Origin of the sequence: Rhodococcus sp. NPDC057297 (assembly GCF_042667435.1) — a bacterium.
Lineage (GTDB): Bacteria > Actinomycetota > Actinomycetes > Mycobacteriales > Mycobacteriaceae > Rhodococcoides.
This window is the reverse complement of record NZ_JBHUZE010000001.1, coordinates 1,187,879-1,211,296: the sequence shown is the minus strand read 5'-3', so window position 1 is coordinate 1,211,296 and position 23,418 is coordinate 1,187,879. Positions and strand designations below refer to the sequence as shown.

The 23,418-nt window shown below is 64.9% G+C and carries 21 protein-coding genes; 13 read left to right on the top strand and 8 right to left on the bottom strand.

Going from position 1 to position 23,418, the window contains the following annotated elements; all coding sequences use genetic code 11:
- The first annotated feature begins 107 nt into the window (after nucleotides 1–107).
- Entirely contained in the window at nucleotides 108–2,297 is a 2,190-nt protein-coding gene (locus ACFULT_RS05610) for an HNH endonuclease signature motif containing protein (RefSeq protein WP_037114300.1), read from the top strand.
- Between the two features lie 19 nt (nucleotides 2,298–2,316).
- Here ACFULT_RS05610 and ACFULT_RS05605 read toward each other — a convergent pair whose 3' ends face one another.
- The 3 genes from ACFULT_RS05605 to ACFULT_RS05595 all read right to left on the bottom strand — a co-directional run bounded on the left by ACFULT_RS05605 (nucleotide 2,317) and on the right by ACFULT_RS05595 (nucleotide 5,485).
- The gene (locus ACFULT_RS05605; protein WP_170945166.1) at nucleotides 2,317–3,903 is read right to left on the bottom strand and encodes a GMC oxidoreductase; all 1,587 of its coding nucleotides are present in this window, start codon (nucleotides 3,901–3,903) and stop codon (nucleotides 2,317–2,319) included.
- Nucleotides 3,904–4,008: 105 nt separating this feature from the next.
- On the bottom strand, nucleotides 4,009–4,560 hold the full coding sequence (locus ACFULT_RS05600; RefSeq protein WP_037114302.1) for a TetR family transcriptional regulator: 552 nt from the start codon (nucleotides 4,558–4,560) through the stop codon (nucleotides 4,009–4,011).
- Nucleotides 4,561–4,588: 28 nt separating this feature from the next.
- Nucleotides 4,589–5,485: a LysR family transcriptional regulator gene (locus tag ACFULT_RS05595; protein ID WP_037114303.1), complete on the bottom strand. Its 897-nt coding sequence runs from the start codon at nucleotides 5,483–5,485 to the stop codon at nucleotides 4,589–4,591.
- A 123-nt stretch (nucleotides 5,486–5,608) separates the two neighbouring features.
- Between ACFULT_RS05595 and ACFULT_RS05590 the strand changes: the two genes are divergently transcribed.
- Complete coding sequence (locus ACFULT_RS05590; RefSeq protein ID WP_378480865.1) at nucleotides 5,609–6,700, top strand: tartrate dehydrogenase; 1,092 nt, start codon at nucleotides 5,609–5,611, stop codon at nucleotides 6,698–6,700.
- Between the two features lie 2 nt (nucleotides 6,701–6,702).
- Complete coding sequence (locus ACFULT_RS05585) at nucleotides 6,703–7,647, top strand: phosphoglycerate dehydrogenase (RefSeq protein ID WP_378480864.1); 945 nt, start codon at nucleotides 6,703–6,705, stop codon at nucleotides 7,645–7,647.
- 46 nt (nucleotides 7,648–7,693) lie between these two features.
- On the opposite strand, the gene ACFULT_RS05580 is transcribed toward ACFULT_RS05585, so the two are convergent.
- Nucleotides 7,694–8,272: a hypothetical protein gene (locus ACFULT_RS05580; protein ID WP_037114308.1), complete on the bottom strand. Its 579-nt coding sequence runs from the start codon at nucleotides 8,270–8,272 to the stop codon at nucleotides 7,694–7,696.
- Between the two features lie 10 nt (nucleotides 8,273–8,282).
- On the bottom strand, nucleotides 8,283–8,939 hold the full coding sequence (locus ACFULT_RS05575) for a TetR/AcrR family transcriptional regulator (protein ID WP_052059605.1): 657 nt from the start codon (nucleotides 8,937–8,939) through the stop codon (nucleotides 8,283–8,285).
- A 119-nt stretch (nucleotides 8,940–9,058) separates the two neighbouring features.
- Between ACFULT_RS05575 and ACFULT_RS05570 the strand changes: the two genes are divergently transcribed.
- The 4 genes from ACFULT_RS05570 (at nucleotide 9,059) to ACFULT_RS05555 (ending at nucleotide 12,354) form a co-directional block, all read left to right on the top strand.
- On the top strand, nucleotides 9,059–10,546 hold the full coding sequence (locus ACFULT_RS05570) for an MDR family MFS transporter (RefSeq protein ID WP_037114313.1): 1,488 nt from the start codon (nucleotides 9,059–9,061) through the stop codon (nucleotides 10,544–10,546).
- Nucleotides 10,547–10,601: 55 nt separating this feature from the next.
- Nucleotides 10,602–10,814 (top strand): hypothetical protein, encoded by a 213-nt coding sequence (locus tag ACFULT_RS05565; RefSeq protein WP_037114315.1) that lies wholly within the window; start codon nucleotides 10,602–10,604, stop codon nucleotides 10,812–10,814.
- 89 nt (nucleotides 10,815–10,903) lie between these two features.
- Entirely contained in the window at nucleotides 10,904–11,623 is a 720-nt protein-coding gene (locus tag ACFULT_RS05560) for a haloacid dehalogenase type II (protein ID WP_037114316.1), read from the top strand.
- 59 nt (nucleotides 11,624–11,682) lie between these two features.
- Nucleotides 11,683–12,354 carry a response regulator transcription factor gene (locus ACFULT_RS05555; RefSeq protein WP_037114318.1) on the top strand — a complete coding sequence of 224 codons (672 nt, stop codon included), beginning with the start codon at nucleotides 11,683–11,685 and terminating at the stop codon, nucleotides 12,352–12,354.
- Here the strand turns inward: ACFULT_RS05555 and ACFULT_RS05550 are convergent.
- Nucleotides 12,329–12,715, bottom strand: a complete 387-nt coding sequence (locus ACFULT_RS05550; RefSeq protein ID WP_342585484.1) for a response regulator transcription factor — start codon at nucleotides 12,713–12,715, stop codon at nucleotides 12,329–12,331. The two genes, ACFULT_RS05555 and ACFULT_RS05550, sit on opposite strands and share 26 nt — an antisense overlap.
- A gap of 75 nt (nucleotides 12,716–12,790) precedes the next feature.
- Between ACFULT_RS05550 and ACFULT_RS05545 the strand changes: the two genes are divergently transcribed.
- The 6 genes from ACFULT_RS05545 (at nucleotide 12,791) to ACFULT_RS05520 (ending at nucleotide 21,020) form a co-directional block, all read left to right on the top strand.
- The gene (locus ACFULT_RS05545) at nucleotides 12,791–14,365 is read left to right on the top strand and encodes a GAF domain-containing sensor histidine kinase (RefSeq protein WP_037114323.1); all 1,575 of its coding nucleotides are present in this window, start codon (nucleotides 12,791–12,793) and stop codon (nucleotides 14,363–14,365) included.
- A gap of 130 nt (nucleotides 14,366–14,495) precedes the next feature.
- Nucleotides 14,496–15,317, top strand: coding sequence for an alpha/beta fold hydrolase (locus ACFULT_RS05540; protein ID WP_037114325.1), 822 nt, complete (start codon nucleotides 14,496–14,498; stop codon nucleotides 15,315–15,317).
- 254 nt (nucleotides 15,318–15,571) lie between these two features.
- The gene (locus tag ACFULT_RS05535) at nucleotides 15,572–17,230 is read left to right on the top strand and encodes a serine hydrolase (protein ID WP_037114327.1); all 1,659 of its coding nucleotides are present in this window, start codon (nucleotides 15,572–15,574) and stop codon (nucleotides 17,228–17,230) included.
- Nucleotides 17,231–17,267: 37 nt separating this feature from the next.
- Nucleotides 17,268–18,572 (top strand): serine hydrolase domain-containing protein, encoded by a 1,305-nt coding sequence (locus tag ACFULT_RS05530; protein ID WP_378480863.1) that lies wholly within the window; start codon nucleotides 17,268–17,270, stop codon nucleotides 18,570–18,572.
- Between the two features lie 89 nt (nucleotides 18,573–18,661).
- Nucleotides 18,662–19,309: a PadR family transcriptional regulator gene (locus ACFULT_RS05525; RefSeq protein WP_037114331.1), complete on the top strand. Its 648-nt coding sequence runs from the start codon at nucleotides 18,662–18,664 to the stop codon at nucleotides 19,307–19,309.
- Nucleotides 19,310–19,328: 19 nt separating this feature from the next.
- On the top strand, nucleotides 19,329–21,020 hold the full coding sequence (locus ACFULT_RS05520) for a Na+/H+ antiporter (RefSeq protein WP_094719579.1): 1,692 nt from the start codon (nucleotides 19,329–19,331) through the stop codon (nucleotides 21,018–21,020).
- A 133-nt stretch (nucleotides 21,021–21,153) separates the two neighbouring features.
- Here the strand turns inward: ACFULT_RS05520 and ACFULT_RS05515 are convergent, their stop codons facing one another.
- Both ACFULT_RS05515 and ACFULT_RS05510 read right to left on the bottom strand, forming a co-directional pair.
- A complete protein-coding gene (locus ACFULT_RS05515; protein ID WP_378480915.1) occupies nucleotides 21,154–22,140 on the bottom strand; it encodes a LacI family DNA-binding transcriptional regulator in 987 nt (328 codons plus the stop codon).
- 39 nt (nucleotides 22,141–22,179) lie between these two features.
- On the bottom strand, nucleotides 22,180–23,415 hold the full coding sequence (locus tag ACFULT_RS05510; protein WP_037114332.1) for an alpha-hydroxy acid oxidase: 1,236 nt from the start codon (nucleotides 23,413–23,415) through the stop codon (nucleotides 22,180–22,182).
- Between the last annotated feature and the right edge of the window lie 3 nt (nucleotides 23,416–23,418).

Here is a 23,418-nt window from a genome sequence, read left to right as displayed (position 1 = left end):
TGTCTTCCATATTGTGACACCGCCGCGCCTGTCGTACAGCGTTCGCATGTCCTGCGGCGGCAGCACGGAACCTTGTGTTCGAACGGATGTTCGATTAGACTTGTGGCATGGGGATGCAGGGGGGCACGACCAGAGAGATTCGCGCGGCTGCCGATGCAGCCGCGGCGACAGCGCTGTCCTTACTTGCAGATGCCCGCCGGGCCGAGAACAGGTGCGCCGCCGCGGTGGTCCGTTCCGTACACGACTTGACCGAACTCAGATTCGCAACGGAGATGGACGTACATCACTTAGGAGAGGACGAAGCCGACATCGCGTTGGCCAGGCGCACGGTCGAATGCGAGGCCGCCGTCGCATTGTCCCTGTCCCGCATGATGACCCGTGACCTGTTGACCGTCGGTGCGCAACTCGCGTGGCGCCTACCTCGGGTCTCCGCGGCCTTCGACGAGGGCGACTTGGACTACCCACGCGCCCGGGCAATCGCACTCACCCTGGAGAAGGCAAGCGATACCACGGTCGCGGCGTTGGAGGAGTCCATACTGTCGGCCGCGCTGCGCATGAACACCAGAGCACTCAAGGAGAACATCTGGCGAGCCTGGTTCGAGCACGATGCCGCCGAAGCCTCCGCCGCTCGGAAAGCAACCGAATCCGAGGAGCGCTGCGCCGAGGTGAAGCGAGGCGATGACGGTACGGCCACCCTCATTGCCAAGATGTCCACTCTCGAAGGCGCGGAATGCAACTCGATTCTGGAAGAATTGATCGGGACAGTGTGCTCCCGTGATCCGCGGACCAAGAAGCAGCTCCGAGGATTCGCACTGCTGGCCCTCTTCCACCGCGAGGACTACATCCTCTGCACGTGCGGTCGAGCAGAGTGCCCTGTCCGCAGCACCGAGCGAGTCCACAAGGATCGTCGCCCCCACCTGCTCCAGATCATGATCGACATCAAGACACTGCTGGGGCTGACCAACGAACCCGCGACCCTCGGAGACGGAACCGTTCTCGACCCTGAAATCGCACGACACATCGCCGGCAGTGCCCAGTGGCAGATCCTGTTGACCGAACTTCTCGACGCCGCGCACCACGCGACCGCTGCAACCGATCGCACCGCCGAAGCCCGGGTCGAGTCCGACGAGGCCTCGCCGCAACACAACACCGACGGCAACGACGGTGACAGCGACACCGACGGGAACAGCGACAACGGCGGCCCCGGCGATTCGGGTGGCCCCGGTGATTCGGGTGGCCCTGATGTTCCCTCCGGCCCTGATGTTCCGTCCGGCCCTCATGTTCCGTCCGGCCCTGTACCGCGGGTACCTTCGGGCGGCGGCGAATCGGAAGGTCCGCGCGCTGTGCGGCTGCTGCGCCGAGGCAAGATCCGGTCGGCAGCTCCGCTACCTTCACGGGAATCCGCTTCTGCCGGCAGAACGACGTCGTCGAAGGTCCGACACCGCGACATCGATCTGTCGAAGTACATACAGGACTTCCTGTCCGCGTCGGCGCAGGATTCATCGTTGACCCGCGGAATACACCCCGACGGCCATGGCGGTTTCCTCGAGCCGCCACCTGGCGCGCTGACGTACAGGCCGTCGGCCGAGCTTGTCGCACTCACGCGAGCTACGCACTGCACATGCACATTTCCTGGGTGCAGTGTGCCGTCCGAACGGTGCGAAATCGACCACGTCGTACCGTTCGACCACAACGATCCCATCGCAGGCGGATGGACCGTTCGATCCAACCTGCAGCCCCTGTGCAAATACCACCATCAAGCGAAGACACTGAAGCTGTGGACCGCTGCGGTATTGGCCGGCGACGCGATCTACTGGGTGTCGACGTCGGGCCTGCGCCACATCACACCGTCGACCTTCGGGACAGTCGTGGTGCCCGCGACGTTCCGACATACATCGAAACACCGCATGCGGCCTGAATCGTGGACATGGAACTCGGACCGAGAGAACGGCATGGGCTACGTCGTCGACCCATGCGATCTGGACGACTCGGCGCAACCCATGTCCGCCGACAGAGCAGACACTGCAGCGGCACTGGAGCGTGTGCCCTCCGACGCACTGTACGAGCCGACATGGTGGGAGATGCACATCTCCGTCACCGATTCGACGTGGGCGAAAGTCGCCGACATGAATTCCCCGATGGCCGACGGCACCATTCGCATCCCCTCGCTCGGCGACATCGCGCGGATGACCGACACCCAGGACCGGGAGGACGCCACGTTCATTCGGCGCATGTTCGTCGAGCATCGAACGGTCATCGCAGCCCGAGAAACACGAAACTACCGGGCGCCCTTCTGAATGCTCTGCGCTCGGGACGCTAGATGATCGTGCCGACGTCCTCGGTGACCAGTCGGTCGAGGGCGCGTTCTGCGATGGCTGCGATGGTCATCGACGGATTGCAGGCGGCCGCATTGCCAGGGAGAAGCGCCCCGTCGAGAACGTACAGTCCACGCTGCCCGAGGACACGACCCTCGAGATCGCACACCGAACCCATGTTGGCGCCGCCGAGTGGATGCCAAGTGGTCGGCACGAGGGCGTTGGTGTCGGTGAGCAGACCCGATGGACCGGCCAACCTGTGTGCAGCCGGCCCGATCTTCGACAACTGAATACCCGAGTCGCCCTCCCACGGCCATCGCAGTACCGCGTCGTCGACGGCGCTGTCGTATTCGAACCTTCCGCGGCCTGCACTGACGCCGTACCCGACCATCGTCGTGCTTCTGCCGTCCAGTCCGAGCGGCGGGAACGACGCCTGGATGATCGTGAAGGCGGCATGCGGATCGTCCCACTGCAAACTTCCGTAGACGACCGGTCCTCCCTGCTGCGGTCCGAACCCGTTCGCGATGTCCGTCCACACGTAGATGCGGTCTGCGTTGGTGCCCCATCCCTCACCGAGTGCATCCGGCATATCGGGGATACGGCCCGACGCGGACGCCCGCAGCAGCAGCTTGGTGGTGTTGGTGCTTCCTGCGGCCATCACGAGCGTGTCGGTCGTCAGAATCTTGTTCTCGAGCACCACACCCGACGGGTCCGTCCGGTCCACGTAGAGGGTCCATCTACCGTCCGGCGCTCGCTCCACATCGCGGACTTCGTGGAGAACTTCCACGGTGACGAGCCCCGTCGCCTCCCCTGCGGCAATGTAAGTGACGTCGACAGAGTTCTTTCCGCCGTTGTTGACACCGAGAGCTCCGTCGCCGTTGGTGTACGACGGGGCCATTTCTCCGCGCAGTTCTGCGAGCGCGTAGTTCCAGTCGATCGGCATCGGGATCTTCGACACCGGAAAACCCTCTCGCACAGCGTTCTGTGCGAACACTCGCGCGGCCTGGTAGTTGGGGCTGTCGATCAGTTCGTCCGGCGCGGTGGCCAGTCCGAGCATGCGTGCCACGCGCGGGTAGTGCACGCGGTCGAGGGTCTTCCAGTCGAGCCCGTCCGGGAAGTTGGCGTCGAAGACGTGTTCCGCGGGTTGCAGCGTCATACCCTGATACACAAGGGACCCGCCTCCGACGCCGGCTGCGCACAGAGCCGTCATGTTGTCTCCGACGACGGCTTCGAGGAGGCCTGCGTACGGATCGAATGCGAGCGGTCTCCCGAACAGCTGCGGGTTGGACCTGTGCCACAAGATGCGTTTGTCCGGGTTGGCCGCGTGCGGGAACGTCTCGGAGTTCGGGCCGGTCGGCCAGCGCATTCCACGCTCGAGCACCGTCACCGGCACACCGGCCTCCGCCAAGCGCAGCGATGCGACGCCGCCACCGAATCCGGACCCCACGACGACGGCGCGGTGGTCCTCCCGGACGAGGGGCACCCGGTTCACCTTCGACCGTGCACCGGCTCGGCCACCTCCCAGCGCGGCGCCCGCTACGGCGACCCCTGCCCCGGTCAAGAACGTTCTGCGACTCACAGTCGGCATCGAGCCCACCCCCACCCCGTAGGAAACTGCAGCCACTTCGGGCTGAGTGGACCCAAAACTAGACACCGCAGCGGAGAAGTGTCAAGGTTTCCCTCGGTAACGGCGTCAGGTCAGCCGTTCGAGCGCGGGTTCGAGCCACTTGCCGAGGAACTCGCGGAGCAACTCATCCGTACGCACCGCATCACTGTCGAAAACGATCACCGACAACCCGAGGCGCACGGTGATCTCGACGATCTCGTCAAGGTAGTGTTCGTCGACCATTCCGCGATCCACGAGCGAAACGAAGAACTGCTTCGCAACAGGTTTGGCGCGCGCGATCATGCCGTAGTCGAAGACCGGGTTTCCCTGCTCGGCCACCAGAAGCGCCGCGAGCACCGGATTGGACCGAAACGCGTCACGCCCGGAAACGATCATTTCCGTCGCGAACTCCGCGACGGACCCGGCGGATTCGAGCCTCACTCGAATACCGCCCAGAATCTCCAACACCAGGCTGGCCACCGCCTGCGACACGACCTCTTCGCGGGACCCGAAGATGCTGTAGACGGTTTGCCGTGAGACCCCCGCGGCACTGGCGACCGCGGCGACGTTGACTCCTTCGAATCCACCGTCCTCGATCAGACGCAACGTTGCGTTGAGGACCTTCTGCCGCGACCGCATCGGTCCATTATCTACGTCTTCAGCAGTTTCATGCGGACAGGCGCGGCGGCAGGTGTTCGCGAAGATGGTCGACGGCCGCACGCACTCGTCGCGGAACCTGGGGAGCCGCCGAGTACACAGCGTGAATATCCGCGTCGGGGGTGGCGATGTCCGGAAGAACCTGCACCAGCGTGCCGTCACGCAGCATCGGACCGACGTGCCACAGCGATCGCATCAGCAGACCACGTCCCTCCACACACCACGCGGTGGTGACGTCCCCGTCGTTGCTCGTCATGTTGCCCGAGACCCGCAGCGCCGTCTCGTCGGCCCCGACGCCGAATCGCCACAACGCGAAGTCACCCTCGTCCTGACGAAGCACGATGCAGTTGTGCCGGCGTATTTCTTCGACGGTCCGAGGAAATCCATGCTCGGCGACGTAGCCGGGTGAGGCGACCACGATTCGACGGCTGCGCGCCAGCCGCTTGGCGGTCGACCTCGAATCCTGTAGTGCACCAACCCGAATGGAGAGGTCGTACGGCGTCCTCGATGCCGCCGGAGGTGTTGCGGAGAGTTCCACGTCCACCTCGAGTCTCGGATGCAACGCCACGAATTCCGCCATCAGGGGAGCGATGTGGGCCCGCCCCAGTCCGACCGACGAGTGAACCTGCAGGCGCCCACGCAGCTCCGCATAGTGGCCGCTGATGGATTCCTCCAACTCGGCCACGTCGGCTGATATGGCCGCGGCACCGCGTGCATATCGCTCGCCTTCCGGAGTCAACGTGAGCCGGCGGGTACTGCGATGGACGAGCCGTACCGCCAATCTGGATTCGAGCTGGGCGAGACGCTTGCTGACCGACGAGACGGACACCCCCAGCTCGCGGCCGACCGCGGTGAGGCTGGCCGACCTGGCCACTACCTCGAAGAATCCCAGATCATCCTTCTGCATCAGACGCCTTTCTTTCTTCCGAGGAAAGAATACTTTGCCTCCTGCGCCCTTTCACCGCGGCTTCTTGCGAATTACTGTCGAACCGAACGTTCACCTACAGACCGACACCAGGAGGACCGCTCGATGGGTTCCACGCACAGAATCGCTGTCATCGCCGGAGACGGAATCGGCAAGGAAGTGGTTCCCGAGGGTCTCGCGGTTCTGCAGGCGGCCGCGTCGACGTTCGACTTCACGCTCGACATCGAGGAGTTCGACTACGCGAGTGCGGAGTACTACACCGCCCACGGAAAGATGTTGCCCGACGGCTGGTTCGATCAACTGAATCGCTTCGACGCCATCTTCTTCGGCGCGGTCGGGTGGCCGGATGTGGTGCCGGATCACGTGTCGTTGTGGGGCAGCCTCCTGCAGTTTCGTCGCACGTTCGATCAGTACGTCAACCTTCGGCCGGTCAAGTCGATGCCGGGTGTGACAAGCCCTCTGGCCGGACGCGAGCCTGGTGAGATCGACTTCTACGTCGTCCGCGAGAACACCGAAGGTGAGTACTCGAGCATCGGCGGCACGATGTTCGAGGGCACGGACCGGGAGACGGTCATCCAGGAGACCGTCATGACCAGGACCGGGGTCGATCGAATCCTGAAGTACGCCTTCGACCTCGCTCAGCAGCGGCCGGCGAGACACCTGACCTCGGCGACGAAGAGCAACGGCATTTCCATCACCATGCCGTACTGGGACGAACGCGTCGAGAAGATGGCCGCCGGGTACGACGATGTGCGAGTGGACAAGTACCACATCGATATTCTGACCGCGAACTTCGTCATGCATCCGGACTGGTTCGACGTGGTCGTCGCCAGCAATCTGTTCGGCGACATCCTGTCCGATCTGGGTCCGGCGTGCACCGGCACGATCGGGATCGCTCCGAGCGCGAACATCAACCCGGAGAGGACGTTTCCGAGCCTGTTCGAGCCGGTGCACGGTTCTGCCCCCGATATCGCCGGACAAGGCATCGCCAATCCGATCGGGCAGATCTGGAGCGCGTCGCTGATGCTCGAGCACCTCGGCGAGCCCGAGGCAGGCGCCGCGGTTCTGCGTGCTGTCGAGTCCGTTCTGGCCGACGGCTCCTACGCAACACCGGATCTGGGTGGCACGGGGACCACCGCCGGCCTCGGCGCCGCGGTGAAGGATGCTCTCCTCGCGTCGGACGTCAGCGGGCACTGAGCATGGCACGGATTCTGATCACCACCGACTATCTCGAACCGGGTGACGACGTCGACCGCCTTCTTCGCGGCCGTGGGCACACCACCGTCCACAGCCCGTCACGCGGTCCGCGCCCTCCGGGTGAGATGGCCTCGCTGCTCTCCGTCGCCGACGCCGCCCTCGTGGCGGGGGAACCGATCACGGCCGAGATGATCGACGCAGCACCTGATCTCACCGTCATCGCGCGCAGCGGGGTGGGTTACGACACCATCGACGTGGACGCGGCCTCGCGACGAGGAATTGCCGTGTGCAACACACCGGGGGCCAACAGCAACGCCGTCGCCGAGATGGCGTTCATGCTGGTCTCGATGTGCGCCCGACGCGTCGGCGAGACGCTCGCCGGAGTGGCAAGCGGCGGTTGGCCTCGCCACGACACCGTCGAATTGCGCGGTTCGACGCTGGGGATCGTCGGATTCGGGCCGAGCGGGTCACGTCTGGCCGAGCTCGCCGCGTGTTTCGGAATGAGAGTCCTGGTTCACACGTCGTACCCGGACGCGACGAGACCGGTGCAGTACTGCGGCCTCGACGAGGTTCTTCGCGAGTCCGATTTCGTGTCGCTGCACGTGCGACCGACAGCCGGGAACGTTCACATGATCGGCGTTCGAGAGCTGGCGATCATGAAAAGCACTGCTTCGCTGATCAATACCGCCCGAGGTTCTCTGGTCGACGAGGACGCGTTGGCGGATGCGGTGCACTCGGGGGTGATCGCCGGGGCAGGGCTCGATGTGGTGGACATCGAACCGTTGCCGGCCGGCAGTGCGCTACGCGAGCTTCCGAGCGTGGTGGTCACCTCGCACCTCGCCGGCCAGACTGCGCAGGCACGCGCAGTCGCCAGTCGCTCTGCAGCTGAGGACATTCTGCGAGTCCTGGACGGTGACGAGCCGCTCTCCCGTGTCGACCTGGCCTGACCCTGACCCTGACCCTGACACTGACACTGACCCTGACACTGACACTTCAGTGCGAGGTGTAGACCTTCAGGAACACGATGACGGCGGCGAGAGCCGCAGTCACCAAACCGGCGACGAACACCTTGAACGTGAGGGGTTGGCCGCGCAGCCGCTGAGCGACGATCTGAAGCGTCGCGATTCGGAACACCACGACCCCGCCTGCGATGAGCTGCGCCCAGAACGTCGGCAGGATCCACAGCCACGCGAGGGCCAGGATCACCGCCGGAACGGTGCCGGACGACGCGATGGGGACGGCGTCCCGAATTTCGTCGATCACCGTCTGCTTCTTCTCGTTGTCCGTCGACCCGTGCACGGACTCGGGAATGTTGCTGCGCGCGACGGTTTCGGCGAACACATGGGCGACGAACGTCGTCGACGCGGTTGCGAGCACGAGAAGAAACGCGTCACCGTCGTCGATACTCGCGGGCGACGCTGCAACCACCGCGGTCAACACGAGAATGTTTCCGTAGACGTACGCGGACAGTCTCGCGGCAGCGCGGGTGGGGGTCAGCGGTCCGCTCGCCCGGGTGGACAGGCGCCGGTACGCAGCCGTCCGAACGATGCGGCTCCGCAGATTATCGATCATGTGTAGAAGACTATTGCCGCCCGATGACCTGTCGCAGTTCACCGCGCGTAGTTCTGTAGATCTCGGCAAGATCGGCTTCCTCGCCGGCGTCGACGCGGGTGGCCCACTCGTCGAACGCGATCCGCAACGTCATCCCCGCACTCTCCACCATCAGCCGTGCGAACGAGCGTGACTGCGTGCCCTCCAGCTTGCTCGTCAGGGAATCGGCCAGGCGGCACAGCGTGGTTGCGTCCATCGCGATCGCGGTAGCCCGCAGGTGTGCGTCACAGTTGATGAGTCGACGCGCACGCAGCACCCGGCTCTTCGTTTCCTCCGAGGCTCCGACGAGCCGTAGCGCAGCGCGCTCGTAGATCGCCTCCATCCCGGCGATGTCGATGTCGCCTGCGTCGGTGTGCTCGAGCCAGTGCTCGATCTCGGCGTCCAGATCGAGATCCACCGACAGGATCGACTCTTCCTTCGTCTTGAACTGACGGAAGAACGTACTGGGCGACACGCCTGCCGCTTTGGCGATCTCGTCGACGGTCGTTGCCGCCACTCCACGCTGCTCGAACAAGTCGAGCGCGGCCAGGTTGATGTCCAGCCGGGTCTCGCGCCGCCGTCGTTCCCTCAGATCGAGAACCGGCGGCGCGTGATCGGACTGTGCCGACGCCTCACCCGCATCGTTCATCTCCGCGTCACCCTTTCTGTTGCCTTCAACATACCAGTCCATTCCAAGTTGACAGTCACTGTCAGTTCGCCGCACACTGTCAACAAGAACGTCGGCCACACTTCGAGGAATCACTGAACATGCAGACAGACGCGATGGATACTTCGCCGAACAAGAACGAAGCCTCACAGCTGCCGCCGGGCGGGAAGCTGCTCATCGGCGTCCTGGTGGTCGCGGCATTCGTCATGATCCTCAACGAGACGATCATGAGTGTCGCGCTGCCGCGGTTGATGGTGGACCTGAGCATCACCGCAACGACCGCGCAGTGGCTGACCACCGGCTTCATGCTCACCATGGCCGTCGTCATACCGACAACCGGGTACCTGTTCCAGCGCTTCACCCTGCGCCAGGTGTTCGTCGCCGCGATGACGCTGTTCACCGTCGGCACTCTGCTGGCGGCGTCGGCTCCCGGCTTCGAATTGCTGCTCGTGGGCCGCATCGTCCAGGCCAGCGGTACCGCTCTGATGCTCCCGCTGCTGATGAACACCGTCCTCAACCTCGTCCCTGCCCACGAGCGCGGAAAGATGATGGGCGTCATTTCCATCGTCATCGCGGTGGCCCCTGCCGTCGGTCCGACGATCTCCGGCGTCATCCTCGACGCGCTCGACTGGCGCTGGATGTTCTGGCTCGTACTGCCCATCGCGTTGATCGCGTTCGGCATCGGCGTCGGTTTGGTCAAGAACGTGACGCCGACCAGCAGGCCGTCCTTCGACGGACTGTCCGTCGTACTGTCCGCGCTGGCATTCGGTGGACTCGTCTACGGGTTGAGCAGCATCGGCCACTCGGCCGAGGGATCGTCGATCCCCGTGTGGGTTCCGCTGACGGTCGGCGTCGTCGCACTGGCCATCTTCGTGATGCGACAGATCGCGCGTCAGGACTCGGAGCGTGCACTGCTCAACATGCGGCCGTTCTCGACACCGACGTTCACCATCGGCCTCGGCATGCTGATGATCAGCATGATGGCGCTGTTCGGTGCGTTGATTCTGCTGCCGATGTACCTGCAGAACATCCTCGGGCTCGACACGCTGACCACCGGTCTGATGCTCCTGCCGGGCGGTCTGACGATGGGCTTGCTGGCGCCGTTCGTCGGACGCGCGTTCGACCGAATCGGCCCGCGGCCGCTCGTCATTCCCGGTGCGATGATCGTCAGCGCCGCTCTCTGGGCGATGACCCTGCTCGACGCCGAGTCCTCGCTCCCGATGGTCGTCGCGATCCACTGTGTCCTGTCGGTCGGTCTCGCCACGATCATGACGCCGCTGATGACGTCGTCGCTGGGATCGCTGCCGAAGCACCTCTACTCGCACGGCAGCGCTATCTTCAACACCCTCCAGCAGCTGGCGGGTGCCGCCGGTACCGCACTGTTCGTGACCGTCATGTCCACGACAGCGGCCTCGCGCGTCGCGTCCGGTGTCGCGGAGACCGCCGCCAGCCAGGACGGCATCCACACCGCGTTCCTGTGCGGCGGCGTCGTCTCCCTCGTCGCGGTGGCGGCCTCGTTCTTCATCCGCAGGCCTGCCTCCGACCAGCCGGCCGAGCACGTTCAGCCGGAGGAAGTTCGGACCGCCTAGCTCCCGCACCGTGCCCGGCGGTTGAAGCCGCTGGACAACGGTTACTCCAGTCGGCATGACCGACAACGCTGACCACAGCAAGACCGACGACAGCAAGACCGACGACAGCAACACCGACGACAGCAGTATCAGAGCCCGCCCCGAGGATTCTCCGAAGGGCGGGCATCCTGGTCCCGTCGACGAAGGCAAGAACGGCGGCATGGCCACCCGCGAGCTCGCTCCGGATCTCGCCGACGGGGATGCAGCTGAAGGCAAGTCCTCGGACTGACGCCCGGCGTCGACCTCGCACCGCGTGCGGTCCGTGGAGCTCGGCGTTACGGTGATGAGCCGAGCCGAGCCGAGCAGTGAGGACCGTCCGTGGATCTGGCCCAGTACGACGCATTGAGTTTCGATTGTTACGGCACTCTGATCGATTGGGAAACCGGAATCGCCGCGGTTCTCGCGCCCTGGGCGCGGGATGTCGGGCTGACGATGTCCGACGAGGAACTGTTGCTCGCGTACGCCGCGAACGAGGCGCAGGCCGAGGTGGATTCACCCGGGTCGCTGTATCCCGACATCCTCGCCGACGCGTTCCGTCGCACCGGCGAGGTTCTCGGGGCTTCGGTCTCCGATACGTGGGCGGCGCGCCTGGGCAGTTCGGTCCCCGAGTGGCCCGCGTTCGCAGACAGTCACGACGCTCTGGCGGCTCTCGCGTCGCGATACTCGTTGATCATCCTGTCCAACGTCCACCGCGACGGATTCGCCGGAAGCAACGCCCGTCTCGGCGTTCGATTCGATCGGATCATCACCGCGGAGGACGTCGGCGCCTACAAGCCGGCATCCCAGCACTTCGACGCTCTGGAGACCACGCTGGCGGATCTCGGCATCCCGAGGACCCGACTTCTACATGTCGCGCAGAGCCTGTTCCACGACCACGTCCCTGCTGCGCGCCGCGGGCTCGACTCTGTGTGGATCAACCGTCGACACGCACGACCGGGGTGGGGCGCGACACCCGAGCCGACGGGCGACGTCGGCTACGGTCTCGAGTTTCCGTCCATGGCGGACTTCGCTGCAGCAGCATTAGAGTCGAACGACTGATGACGGCGGACGACCCGCTGACGCACACTGCTCTCTCGACACCAGCGTGAGGGAGCGTGATGGCAGGGCTGCGGGTAGTGATCGCCGACGACGACGTGCTGCTGAGGGAAGGGCTCTCCAGCCTTCTGACTCGGGCAGAGCTCGACGTGGTCGGCACGGCAGGTGACGGGGAGGAACTGCTCGCGCTGGTAGACCGTGAGCGACCGCAGCTGGCGATCATCGACATCAGAATGCCGCCGACCTACACCGCGGAAGGGCTCGACGCCGCACTCCGCATTCGCAGCGAGTTCCCCGGCGTCTCGATGCTTCTGCTCTCCGCTCACGTCGAGGTGGAGCACGCCTTGGAACTGCTCGACGACATGAAGAACGGGTCGGTTCAGGGCATCGGGTATCTGCTCAAGAGTCGCGTCACCGACGTCGACGACTTCGTCGGCATCGTCGAACGCGTCGCCGCGGGATCGTCCGTGATCGATCCCGCGCTCGTCTACGAGTTGGTTGCCGCGAAACGCCGCGACGATCCGCTGGGCGCGCTGACCACGCGGGAACGAGACGTGCTGACTCACATGGCCGAGGGGCTCTCCAACGCCGGTATCGGCCGTCGCCTGTGGATCACCGAGGGCACCGTCGAGAAGCACGTCCGCAGCATTCTCACCAAGCTGGATCTGGCCGAGACGGCGGACGACCACCGACGGGTGCGCGCCGTGATCATGTATCTCGACACGCTGTCGTGAGCAGTGTTCGAATCGACTGGGCCGACAGGTCGAACTTCGGCAGGAACCCGACGGCCGAGCTCGATTCCACGAGGTCAGCGAAGTCGTCCTCGTCGTGCGTGGACACCAGGATGATCGACGGCCGTGATTCAGCGCTCGCCTCGGCGATTGCTTCCACCACGTCGAACCCGCTTTCGTCACCGAGGTCGATGTCGACGAGGACGAGATCGGGGCGCGACCCCAGGACGATCTCCACCGCCTGCGCGAGCGTCGACGCAGTCCCGACGACCGTGACATCTGCCGCCTCCAGCATTCGGCGCGCCGACATGCAGAACGCGTCGCTGTCGTCGACGATGAGGCAGCTGCGGGCGAAGGACTTCACTTCACCCAGGGTGTCAGACGCCGCCGCGGGCAACATGCCCGCTAGCCGGAATACTCGTCCCGCGGGTTCGCGCCGATGACGACGTCCGTTGCGCGCAAGGAGCGCCTCGTCACCCTGGTGCTGCGGCCCAGCTCCCCTCCCGTCGCCTGCGGAATCGTCCTCGCCGCGGCGCTCGTTCTGATCGAGATCGTCGTTGTTCTGATGCTCAAACGGATCGCACCCGAGAACGCCTTCGGCGCGGTCTTCCTGTTCGGTGTGCTGGTCGTCTCCGCCGGTTGGGGATTTCGGTTGTCGATCGCGACCTCGATTGCCAGCGCCGCGGCATACGCGTACATCCACGTCATCGAAAGCAGCGAAAGCCTGGTCCCTGCAGTCGTCGTCTTCCTGGCTCTCGCGCTGCTGACGAACATGCTCGTCGGGCAGTCCCGTTTGCGCGCCGTGGAATCGGCGCGGCAGAACCGCCGTGCCACGGCGTTGGCGCGACAGCAAGCCTCGCTCCGACGGGTCGCCACCCTCGTCGCCTCCAGAGCCGAGCCGGACGAGGTCTACGCCGCCGTCACCGACGAGCTCGCCGGAGGTCTGGGCATCGAGCACGTCTCTGTCGTGCATTTCGACCCAGTGCATTTCGACCCCGTGCATTTCGACCCCGTGCAGGCTCGTTCGGGGCTGGACAGCTCGACGCCGGGGACGTACGTGGTGCTCGCGGGGCGCGATACCACCGAGGGGCATCGGCTCACTCCCGGCGAAAGGCTCACGCTCGGCGGACACAACGTGTGCACCGCGGTGGCCGCGACGGGCCGACCCGCGACGATCGACTTCGCCACCGCAACAGGCGATATCGTCGATCGTCTCGATGGCCGAGGAATAGCCGTCGGACTGGGTGTACCGATCAACGTCGACGGCAGAATCTGGGGTGCGATCGTCGTCGGCTCCACCGAGAGCTCGGTCGAGCCCGATCTGCAAGACAGACTGACCGACTTCGCGGACCTCCTCGCCACCGCCGTCTACAACAGCGAAACGCGAGAAGAGCTCACCCGGTCGCGGGCTCGTGTCGTCGCCGCTGCGGACCAGGCCCGACGGAGCATCGAACGAGACCTGCACGACGGCGCGCAACAGAGAATCGTCTCTCTCGGAATGGAATTGAGAACAGCACAGGCCGTCGTTCCCGAGGATCTGCGCGAGCTGAGACAGAGCCTGGACCGCAGTGTCGATACACTCGCACAGATTCACACCGATCTTCGCGAGCTCTCGCGCGGCATACACCCCGCCATCCTCTCTCGCGGCGGGCTGGCACCGGCGCTCAAGACGCTCGCCCGTCGCAGCCCGGTGCCGGTGGAGCTCACGACCGACATTCCGGTTCGCCTGGACGACTCCATCGAAGTGGCAGCATATTACGTCGTAGCCGAGTCACTCACCAACACAGCCAAATACGCCGATGCCTCCCATATCAGGGTGACCGCGGTCGTCACCGACGGGGACCTGACGCTCACCGTCAGCGACGACGGTCGTGGCGGCGCAGACCCTGCCCTCGGATCGGGCCTGATCGGCCTGCAGGACAGGGTGGCCGCAGCAGGGGGCACGCTGGCACTGAACAGCCCTGCAGGTGAGGGCACATCCGTCACGGTCACGATCGCGACGTCTACCGGCTAGCAGGTACCGCGACCGGCCGAAACCAGGAACACGGTGTGGACGCCAGCCGCGACGACATCGACGCGCGTGTGGACGAGTGTTCTCGGTACCACCCTGTCGAACCCCAGCCTTCCGATTCGAGGAGCTCCCCATGCCGTACATCACCACGACCGACGGAACCGAGATCTACTACACCGAGCAGGGCACCGGGAAGCCGGTGTTGCTCAGCCACGGATGGCCGCTGTCCTCGGATGCGTGGCAGCTCGAACTCAAACTGCTCGCCGACGCCGGGTACCGGGCAATCGCGCACGACCGTCGCGGTCACGGACGCTCCTCGAAGACGTACACCGGCAACGACATGGACACCTACGCACGCGACCTCGCCGAACTCGTCGAGGCACTCGATCTGCAGGAGCTCACTCTCATCGGTCACTCCACCGGGGGCGGCGAGGTCGTCCGCTACGCGGCGCAGCACGGCGGCAGCCGCGTCGCCCGTGTCATCACTGCGGGTGCCGTTCCTCCGATCATGCTGAAGTCCGACGCCAACCCGGAGGGCACCCCGATCGAGGCGCTCGACGACATCCGCAACGGTGTCCTGACCGACCGATCGCAGTTCTACAAGGACCTCGCCGAGCCGTTCTTCGGCGCCAACCGCGACGGTGCCCAGGTGTCGCAGGGAGCGAAGGACGACTTCTGGCGTCAGGGCATGCTGGTGAACCTCGCCGCGGCGTACGACTGCGTGAAGGCGTTCTCCGAGACCGACTTCACCGAGGATCTGAAGGCACTCACCGTTCCCGTGTTCATCGCCCAGGGCGACGACGATCAGATCGTGCCCATCGCCGCCGCGGCGCTGAAGTCCATCGAACTCGTCAAGGACGGCACACTGAAGGTCTACCCCGGGGCACCGCACGGCATCTACGGCGACTACCAGAAAGCCTTGGACGCAGACATTCTCGCGTTCATCGCGAAGTAGCGCCGAAGCGCACTTCCCTCCGCGCGTGTGGAGTCGCCGATCGTCGTGATTCCACATGCGCGGAGGGAAACTATCTGATACTGCAAATTACATAGTGCAACATGCAGTCACGGGTGTATCGTCATCGCCACAGTGCGCAGCGTCCATCGTCGGGATCGGCGCGCCTGCCAAATCGATCTGTGCTCGCGGACTCTCGGACAGTGCCGGTGAACCGTCCACGCGAGAACACGTGACGCTTCGGATGGAGCAACTCGATGGTCGGGACATGCACTCCCCTCGTTCGTGCGCGATTGTCGGCTCTCCCCCTCCTCGCACTCGGGATGACCGTGCTTCTGGCGTGTAGTTCCACCGCCGGCACGGACTCCGATTCCAACACCGATTCCAACGCCGGATCCGAGACGAACGGGAGCGCACTCGCCGAGACGCCCCCGCAGGTTCCACCGGCATCGATCGACCGGGCAGCCGTCGACGCCGCCGTCGGACAACTCGACGGGTACGTCGAGGACATGATGGCGCGAACGGGCGCTCCCGGTATCGCCGTCGCGGTCGTCTACCAGGACGAAGTGCTGTATTCGAAGGGATTCGGTGTACGCAAGGTGGGCGAACCGGACCCGGTGGACACCAACACCATGTTCCAGCTTGCCTCGGTGTCGAAGCCCGTTGCGTCGTCGGTGGTCGCCTCGCTGGTCGGCGAAGGCAAGCTCGACTGGGACGAGCCGATCCGCCGGTTCGAACCGGGTTTCGCGGTGTCGGATCCGTACGTCACCGAGAATGCCAGCTTCACCGACCTGATGTCGCACCGCTCCGGCCTGCCCGATCACGCAGGCGACCTCCTCGAAGACCTCGGCTACAGCTACGACGAGATCATCGCCCGATTGAATCAGGTTCCGTTGGAACCGTTTCGCGACAATTACGACTACACCAACTACGGGTTCTCCGCAGCAGGCGTGGCAGCAGCCAAATCCCAGGGCACCACGTGGGCGGAACTGTCCGAGCAGAAGATCTACGAACCCCTCGGCATGACCAACACGACGTCGAGTCAGCAGGAATGGGTCGACTCGCCCAACCATGCCTTCAATCACGTTCTGACGGAACCGGGTTCGACCACGTGGGAGGCGAAGTACGTCAGCGATCCCGAAGGCCAGGCCCCGGCGGGTGGTGCAGCGTCCTCCGTCGGCGACATGGCCCAGTGGATCCGCATGGAACTCGCAGGCGGAGAGTTCGACGGCACCACCGTCGTCGAGCCCGAAGCCCTCCAGTTCACCCACCAGGCGCATTCTCTCGCCCACCCCTCGGAGACGCCAGGAGCGCGAGACACTTTCTACGGCATCGGCTTCAATGTCGGCACCGACAGTCAGGGCCGCGTCGAGGTCAGTCATGCAGGGGCGTTCGGACTCGGCGCGAGCACCGACGTCGTGATGCTACCGAGCGAGCAACTCGGCATCGTCGTACTTGCCAACACCGCACCCGTCGGTGTCTCGGAAACCATTGCGGCACAGTTCATGGATTACGCCAAGAACGGCGAACTCACCGTCGACTGGGCGCCGTTCGTCGCAGGCCAGTTCGAGAAGATGGTCGAGCACGGCCGTTCCGAGACGGACTACGAGAATCCGCCCGCATCGACGACGCCTGCGCGGGAGCCGAGCAGCTACGTCGGGACGTACACCAGCCCGTTCTACGGCGCTGCCGAAGTCACTGCCGAAGGCGACGAACTGGTGCTGAAACTCGGCAAGGAACTGCAGTCGCGTTATCCCCTCACTCACTACGACGGTGACACCTACTGGTTCGAACCCGTCGGCGAGAACGCGTCGGGGCCGACGGGTGCCGAATTCATGGTCACCGCCGGGGCACCGACCACACTCACCGTCGAGTATCTCGATCCTCTCGGACTCGGCACGTTCACCCGCTCCTGACTTCGTAGACGCCCACGACACGAACGGACCCCAGACGATGCACCGCACTTCAGGGAAACTACTGACCATTCTGTTCACCGCAGGACTGCTCGTCGCGGCATGTTCGTCGGGCAACGACAGTGCTGTCTCGGAGAGTGCTGTCTCGGAGAGCTCTACCGGTTCCAGCTCTCCTGATTCGTCCTCGGCCCTCGTACCGTTCGACACCGCTGCGATGGACGCGATAGTGGACGAGAAGGCGAAAGAGTACCGCGAAATCGGCATGGTGGTGTTGATCCGGACCCCGAACGGCGAGTACGTGAACACCTGGGGCAGCACGGACGCGGGCACAGCGACGCCACCTACGCTCGACACCAAGGTGCGCGTCGGATCCAACACCAAGACGTGGACGGGCACCGTCATCCTGCAGATGGTTCAGGAAGGCAAGATCTCCGTCGACGACCCGGTGAGCAAGTATCGCCCCGATGTCCCCAACGGTGAGAACATCACCATCGGACAACTCCTCGACATGCGCAGCGGTCTCTACAGCTACACCCAGACCGTCGAGCTCAACCGAGCGCTCGACGAGGATCCCGAAAGGGTCTGGGAACCAGAGGAACTGGTTGCGCTCGGGCTCTCGAATCCGCCGACGTCCGCGCCGGGCACCGAATACAACTACTCCAACACCAACACCGTGCTGCTCGGGCTGATCGCGGAGCAGTTGGACGGAAAGCCGATCGCGCAGATCTACCAGGATCGACTGTTCTCCGCGCTCGAGTTGACGGACACCTCGTTCCCGGCGAACACCGACACCTCCATTCCCGCGCCGTACACCGCCGGATACTCCTACAGCGGAAACCTCGAAACCCTGGGCGAGGGAAAGGAATCGCTGTCACCCGAACGCATCGCCGCCATCGACGCAGGCTCCGTCACGCCGAGAACGACGACGAACGACAACCCGTCGTGGACGTGGTCGGCCGGACAAGGAATTTCGACGGCGAACGAGATGGCCACGTGGGTGAAGGCTCTCGCCGTCGGCGAACTGCTCGACGCCGACACCCAGCAGCTGCGGATGGACAGCATCACTCCGAGCGACGACACGGGAACCGCGGCGTACGGCTACGGAATCGCACAGATGGGTCCGCTGTACGGGCACATCGGCGAGATGCCGGGATACAACTCCTTCATGGGATACGACCCGGAGAACGACGTCACCTTCGTCGTCTGGGCCAACCTCGCCCCCGCGGTCGACGGCAGTGCACCCGCCGCCAAGGTCGCCCGAGAACTGTTCCCGTACGTGTACGCGACGCCGTCCGCCGAGGCCTCGGACGCCGTCGAGGAGCACAGCGACGACGCCGGCGAGTGACTGGCCGGCGAGTGACAGCTCGGGCCGATAGTTAGGATCGGGACGTCGGCGCCGATCGGCGATCGGTCTTTCGGCAGGAAGGACCATCGGTGGCGCAGGGCGATCTGAATACAACCTCGTACGTCATCCTCGGATTGCTCGCCACGCGGGATTGGACGGCCTACGACATCTCGGTGCAGTTCGGCCGTGGAGTCGCCGAACTGTGGCCCCGGGCCGACCGCCAGCTGTACAACGCGCCGAAGAAGCTGCTCGAACGTGGCCTGGTCTCGGCATCGACGGATCCGGTGGGCACCGGCCGCAGTCGCACCGTCTACTCGATCACCGACGCAGGTCGCGACGCCCTCGCGTCATGGCTCGCGACCGCGTCGAAGCCGTCGGCCATGGAGTTCGAGGGCATGATTCGAGTGCTGTTCGCCGAGCAGGGTTCGCTCACCGACCTGCGCAACAACATCACCACGATGCGCGATCACGCTCAGCAGACCCGCGCCCTGTTCCTGGCCCACGCCGAGCGTCTACACGACGTCGACAGCTCGACGTTCCCCGAACGCCAACACTTGATGACGCTGGCCAACCGCTTCATGATCGGGCACTTCACCCACATCTCGGACTGGGCGGAGTGGGCTCTGACCGAGACCGACACCTGGTCGGACACGACGTCTCCGGCCACGACTCACCGCGAGCGCAGCTGCGCAATTCTCGAAGAATCATTGCAGCAGGATCGGCCGTCGCCCGACTGAACACTCGGAAAGTGCAAGTTTGAGACAACGGAAGGTGGGAATCCATGCTCGTGAACTCACCCAGCGGCGCGCCCACGTGCTGAGCATCCTCGGACTCGTGTTGGCCGCGACGGCACTGATCGTGCTGGCGCAGGTCGTGTCCGAGAAGTCGTCGATACCCGCCGCAGCGTTGCTCACCGTGGCAGGTCTTGCGGTGTCGACGTCGTCGCTACCGGACATCGTGCTGGACCCGGAACTCGTTCTGACGCTGGTGATTCCACCGCTGCTCTACAGTGCAGCGTTGAACTCGTCACTCGTCGCGATCCGCCGCAACGTGTGGACGATTCTGAGCCTGTCCGTCGCGTTGGTCGTGGTGACGGCCTCGATCGTCGGCGTCGGGTTGGCACTGCTGATACCCGGGGCGACCCTCGCCGCGGGAATGGCCCTGGGAGCTGCCGTCGCACCGCCCGATCCCGTGGCCGCACTCGCGGTCGGCAGGCGAGCCGGGATACCGCCGAAGCTGATCACGCTGATCGAGGGCGAGGGACTGCTCAACGACGCGACCGCACTGACGATGCTGACCGTCGCGGCCACCGCGATCGCGTCGCAGGACATGACCTTCACGCACGCGGGCGGACTCTTCGTGCTGGCCGCGGTCGGCGGAGTCATCGTCGGGTGCGCCATTGCGCTCGTCATCAGGTTCGTACAGAAGTTTCTCGGAGACGCGCTTCTGCTCAACGTCGTATCCCTGGCCACTCCGTTCGTCGCCTACGTCGCCGCGGAGGAAGTGCACGCCTCCGGGGTACTCGCTGTCGTCGTCGCAGCCCTCTTCATCGGCCACGACACTCGCCACGCCGTGTCCGGAGCCAGCAGATTGCAGACGGGAGCCGTGTGGAGATTGATCGATCTACTTCTCGAGGGTTTCGTGTTCCTGCTGATCGGCGAACAGTTGCCGACAGTGATCGAGGGGCTTGCTGCCTACCCGCTCACCACCGTCGTCGGCGCCGTCGCGGTCACGCTCGCCGGTGTGCTGCTCGTCCGTCCCGTGTGGCTGCTCGGCACCGAGGCAGTGGCACGCATGGTCGACCGGTCGTCATCACGGTCCTCATCGCGGTCTTCACGGCTGTCGGGACGCGAGGTCGTGGTGATGAGCTGGGCGGGAACTCGCGGAGTGATCACCGTCGCCGCCGTGTTCTCGCTACCGCTGACGACGGAATCGGGTGAGCCGTTCGAGATCCGAAATCTGTTGCTGTTCTGCGCATTCGTGGTCGTCCTGGTGACCGTGGTGGCGCAGGGTACGACCTTCGCTCCTCTCGTGCGGCTGCTGAACGTGCGGGCCGACCCCGCCGCCGAATCGAGGTTGCGCAACGAAGCACGCGTGGGCGTGACGAAAGCTGCACTGCAACAACTCGATCACATCGCCGACGAAGAAAAGCTCGACGACGACGGCAGAGCACTCATGCGCCGCGAGCTCGACGAGCGCATCGACCGGTACAACCGCAGGCTCGATCATCTCGACGAAACGAACGACGACGCACCCGTCATCTCCCCCGAGCAGCAGGCCGCGACAACGGTTCGTCGGCGCCTCATCGACGCCCAACGCGAGGAACTGGTGCGCTGGCGTGACTGCGGACGCCTCCCCGACGCCGGAATGCGGAGTCTCGAGCACGAACTCGACCACGAGGAGCATTCCTTCAAACAGCACCCGGACGAGACCGACCAGCCGGGCTAGGTTTTCCTCAGCGCAGTTTCCTCAGCGCAGTTTCCTCAGTGCAGTTTCCTCAGTGCAGTTTCCTCAGTGCAGTTTCCTCAGTGCAGTTTCCTCAGTGCAGTTTCCACAGTGCAGTTTCCTCAGTGCAGTTTCCTCAGTGCGTGGAATCGCGGATGGTGAGCGACGGCTGGAACTGCACGTGGCGTGGTTCGGCGCGGTGGTCCTGTGCCGATTCCTCCAGCAGATCCACCGCAGCACTGCCGATGTCGCGGCTGGGCTGCCTGATCGAGGACAGCGATACGACGGCCGACGCTGCGAAATCGATGTCGTCGTAGCCGATCACGGCGATGTCGTCGGGGACGACCGAGTTGCCCAGCATCACCAGGCTCTGCAGAACCCCCAGTGCGAGCAGGTCGTTGGCGCAGAATATGGCGTCCGGTCGATCTTTCGGGGCGCGCTCGGCGATCGAGGCCGCAGCCGCTCGGCCTGCCAGGACACTGGGCTCGCGGGTCGGCACGACCTCGATGACGGCGCCCGCCGCCTCCGCGGCCGTGCGTGCGCCTCGCAGTCGATCCGCGACCTGCCTCAGCGAGGCGGGCCCACCGACGTAGGCGATTCTGCGCCGGCCCTGCTCACACAGATGCCGGACGGCGAGTTCGCCTCCGGCGATGTCGTCCACCGCGACGGACGAGAACGACGTGCCCGCTCCGTCTCGGTCGACCAGCACCACCGGGGTGCCTCGGGACTGGAGGAGTTCGAGTCGCTCGAGATCCTCCCCGACCGGAGACACCAGCAGGCCGTGGACACGTTGCTCGTCGAACGTGTCCAGGTAGAGACGCTCACGTTCCGGGTCGTCGTCCGTGGACCCCAGGAGAACGGTGAGGCCTCGGTCGGTGGCACTGGACTCGACGCCTCGTGCGATCTCGGTGAAGAACGGGTTGCCGATGTCGAGCACCACCAGCCCGACGCATCGAGACCGGCCGGCACGCAACTGCCGGGCAGCGTCGTTGCGGACGAAACCGAGTCGGTCGATCGCGGACATGACACGTTTCACCGTCGCGGGCGCAACCTTGTCGGGTGCATTGAGCACGTTGGACACCGTGCCGACGGACACACCCGCCGCCGCAGCAACCTGCTTCATGCTCTTCGCCACGACAGAAGTCTTACCAGCCGGCCACGGTCACCGTGGGCGCGGGACCAACCGCTCGAGCTGAGTGACGTGGCCAGGGCCCAATTCCTCCAACGCGGTGACACCCAAGAGACGCATGGTGCGTTCGACCTGCTCGGACAGAATGTCCACGGCACGGTTGACCCCGGCTTCGCCGCCTGCCATGAGCCCGTACAGGTATGCGCGACCGACGAGGGTGAATCGGGCTCCGAGTGCGATCGACGCCACGATGTCGGCGCCGGACATGATGCCGGTGTCGATCATGACCTCGGTGTCCTTGCCCACCTCGCGGGCCACCTCGGGCAGAAGATGGAACGGAATTGGAGCACGGTCGAGTTGTCGTCCACCGTGGTTGGACAGAACGAGACCGTCGACGCCCAAGGCGGTGACGGCCTTGGCGTCGTCGAGCGTCTGGATTCCCTTGACGACGAGCTTGCCCGGCCACTGCTCCTTGATCCACGCCAGGTCCTCGAAGGTGACCGTCGGGTCGAACATCGTGTCGAGCAGTTCCGCCACGGTGCCGGACCATCGGTCGATCGACGCGAACGACAGCGGTTCGGTGGTGAGGAAGTCGATCCACCACTGTGGACGCGGCAGCGCGTTCAACACGGTTCCCGGTGTCAGCGCGGGCGGAATCGTCATGCCGTTGCGCTTGTCTCGCAACCTCGCTCCCGCCACGGGAACGTCGACGGTGACCAGCAGGGTGTCGTACCCCGCCTTCGCGGCACGGTCCACCAGGCTCATCGACCGCTCGCGGTCCTTCCACATGTACAGCTGAAACCAGTTGCGACCGTGCGGGTTGGCGTCGCGCACGTCCTCGATCGAGGTCGTTCCCATCGTCGACAACGAGAACGGGATGCCCGCGCGAGCTGCCGCATGCGCACCGGCGATCTCACCCTCGGTCTGCATCATGCGGGTGAAGCCCGTCGGGGCGATACCGAAAGGCTGCGCCACCGGTGCGCCGAGCACGTCCCATCCCGTCGACACCTTGGACACGTCGCGCAGGATCGACGGCGAGAACTCGATGTCCTGGAACGCCTGACGCGCCCTGGTGATCGACAGTTCGGCCTCCGCCGACCCATCGGTGTAGTCGAACGCCGCTGTCGGGGTCCGACGCTTGGCGATCCGGCGAAGATCCTCGATGGTCAGGGCGGCGTCGAGCCTGCGCTTCTTGCCGTTCAACTCCGGCTTCTTGAACTGCATCAGGGGCGCGAGATCGCGCACCTTGGGGATTTGCCTCTTGACCATGGT

What these genes read in the sequence shown, in the direction of transcription:
- ACFULT_RS05610 (WP_037114300.1), top strand. Translation starts at nt 108, where the DNA reads ATGGGGATGCAGGGGGGCACGACCAGAGAGATTCGCGCGGCTGCCGAT.
- ACFULT_RS05605 (WP_170945166.1), bottom strand. Translation starts at nt 3,903, where the DNA reads ATGCCGACTGTGAGTCGCAGAACGTTCTTGACCGGGGCAGGGGTCGCC.
- ACFULT_RS05600 (WP_037114302.1), bottom strand. Translation starts at nt 4,560, where the DNA reads ATGCGGTCGCGGCAGAAGGTCCTCAACGCAACGTTGCGTCTGATCGAG.
- ACFULT_RS05595 (WP_037114303.1), bottom strand. Translation starts at nt 5,485, where the DNA reads ATGCAGAAGGATGATCTGGGATTCTTCGAGGTAGTGGCCAGGTCGGCC.
- ACFULT_RS05590 (WP_378480865.1), top strand. Translation starts at nt 5,609, where the DNA reads ATGGGTTCCACGCACAGAATCGCTGTCATCGCCGGAGACGGAATCGGC.
- ACFULT_RS05585 (WP_378480864.1), top strand. Translation starts at nt 6,703, where the DNA reads ATGGCACGGATTCTGATCACCACCGACTATCTCGAACCGGGTGACGAC.
- ACFULT_RS05580 (WP_037114308.1), bottom strand. Translation starts at nt 8,272, where the DNA reads ATGATCGATAATCTGCGGAGCCGCATCGTTCGGACGGCTGCGTACCGG.
- ACFULT_RS05575 (WP_052059605.1), bottom strand. Translation starts at nt 8,939, where the DNA reads ATGAACGATGCGGGTGAGGCGTCGGCACAGTCCGATCACGCGCCGCCG.
- ACFULT_RS05570 (WP_037114313.1), top strand. Translation starts at nt 9,059, where the DNA reads ATGCAGACAGACGCGATGGATACTTCGCCGAACAAGAACGAAGCCTCA.
- ACFULT_RS05565 (WP_037114315.1), top strand. Translation starts at nt 10,602, where the DNA reads ATGACCGACAACGCTGACCACAGCAAGACCGACGACAGCAAGACCGAC.
- ACFULT_RS05555 (WP_037114318.1), top strand. Translation starts at nt 11,683, where the DNA reads ATGGCAGGGCTGCGGGTAGTGATCGCCGACGACGACGTGCTGCTGAGG.
- ACFULT_RS05545 (WP_037114323.1), top strand. Translation starts at nt 12,791, where the DNA reads ATGACGACGTCCGTTGCGCGCAAGGAGCGCCTCGTCACCCTGGTGCTG.
- ACFULT_RS05540 (WP_037114325.1), top strand. Translation starts at nt 14,496, where the DNA reads ATGCCGTACATCACCACGACCGACGGAACCGAGATCTACTACACCGAG.
- ACFULT_RS05535 (WP_037114327.1), top strand. Translation starts at nt 15,572, where the DNA reads ATGGTCGGGACATGCACTCCCCTCGTTCGTGCGCGATTGTCGGCTCTC.
- ACFULT_RS05530 (WP_378480863.1), top strand. Translation starts at nt 17,268, where the DNA reads ATGCACCGCACTTCAGGGAAACTACTGACCATTCTGTTCACCGCAGGA.
- ACFULT_RS05515 (WP_378480915.1), bottom strand. Translation starts at nt 22,140, where the DNA reads ATGAAGCAGGTTGCTGCGGCGGCGGGTGTGTCCGTCGGCACGGTGTCC.
- ACFULT_RS05510 (WP_037114332.1), bottom strand. Translation starts at nt 23,415, where the DNA reads ATGGTCAAGAGGCAAATCCCCAAGGTGCGCGATCTCGCGCCCCTGATG.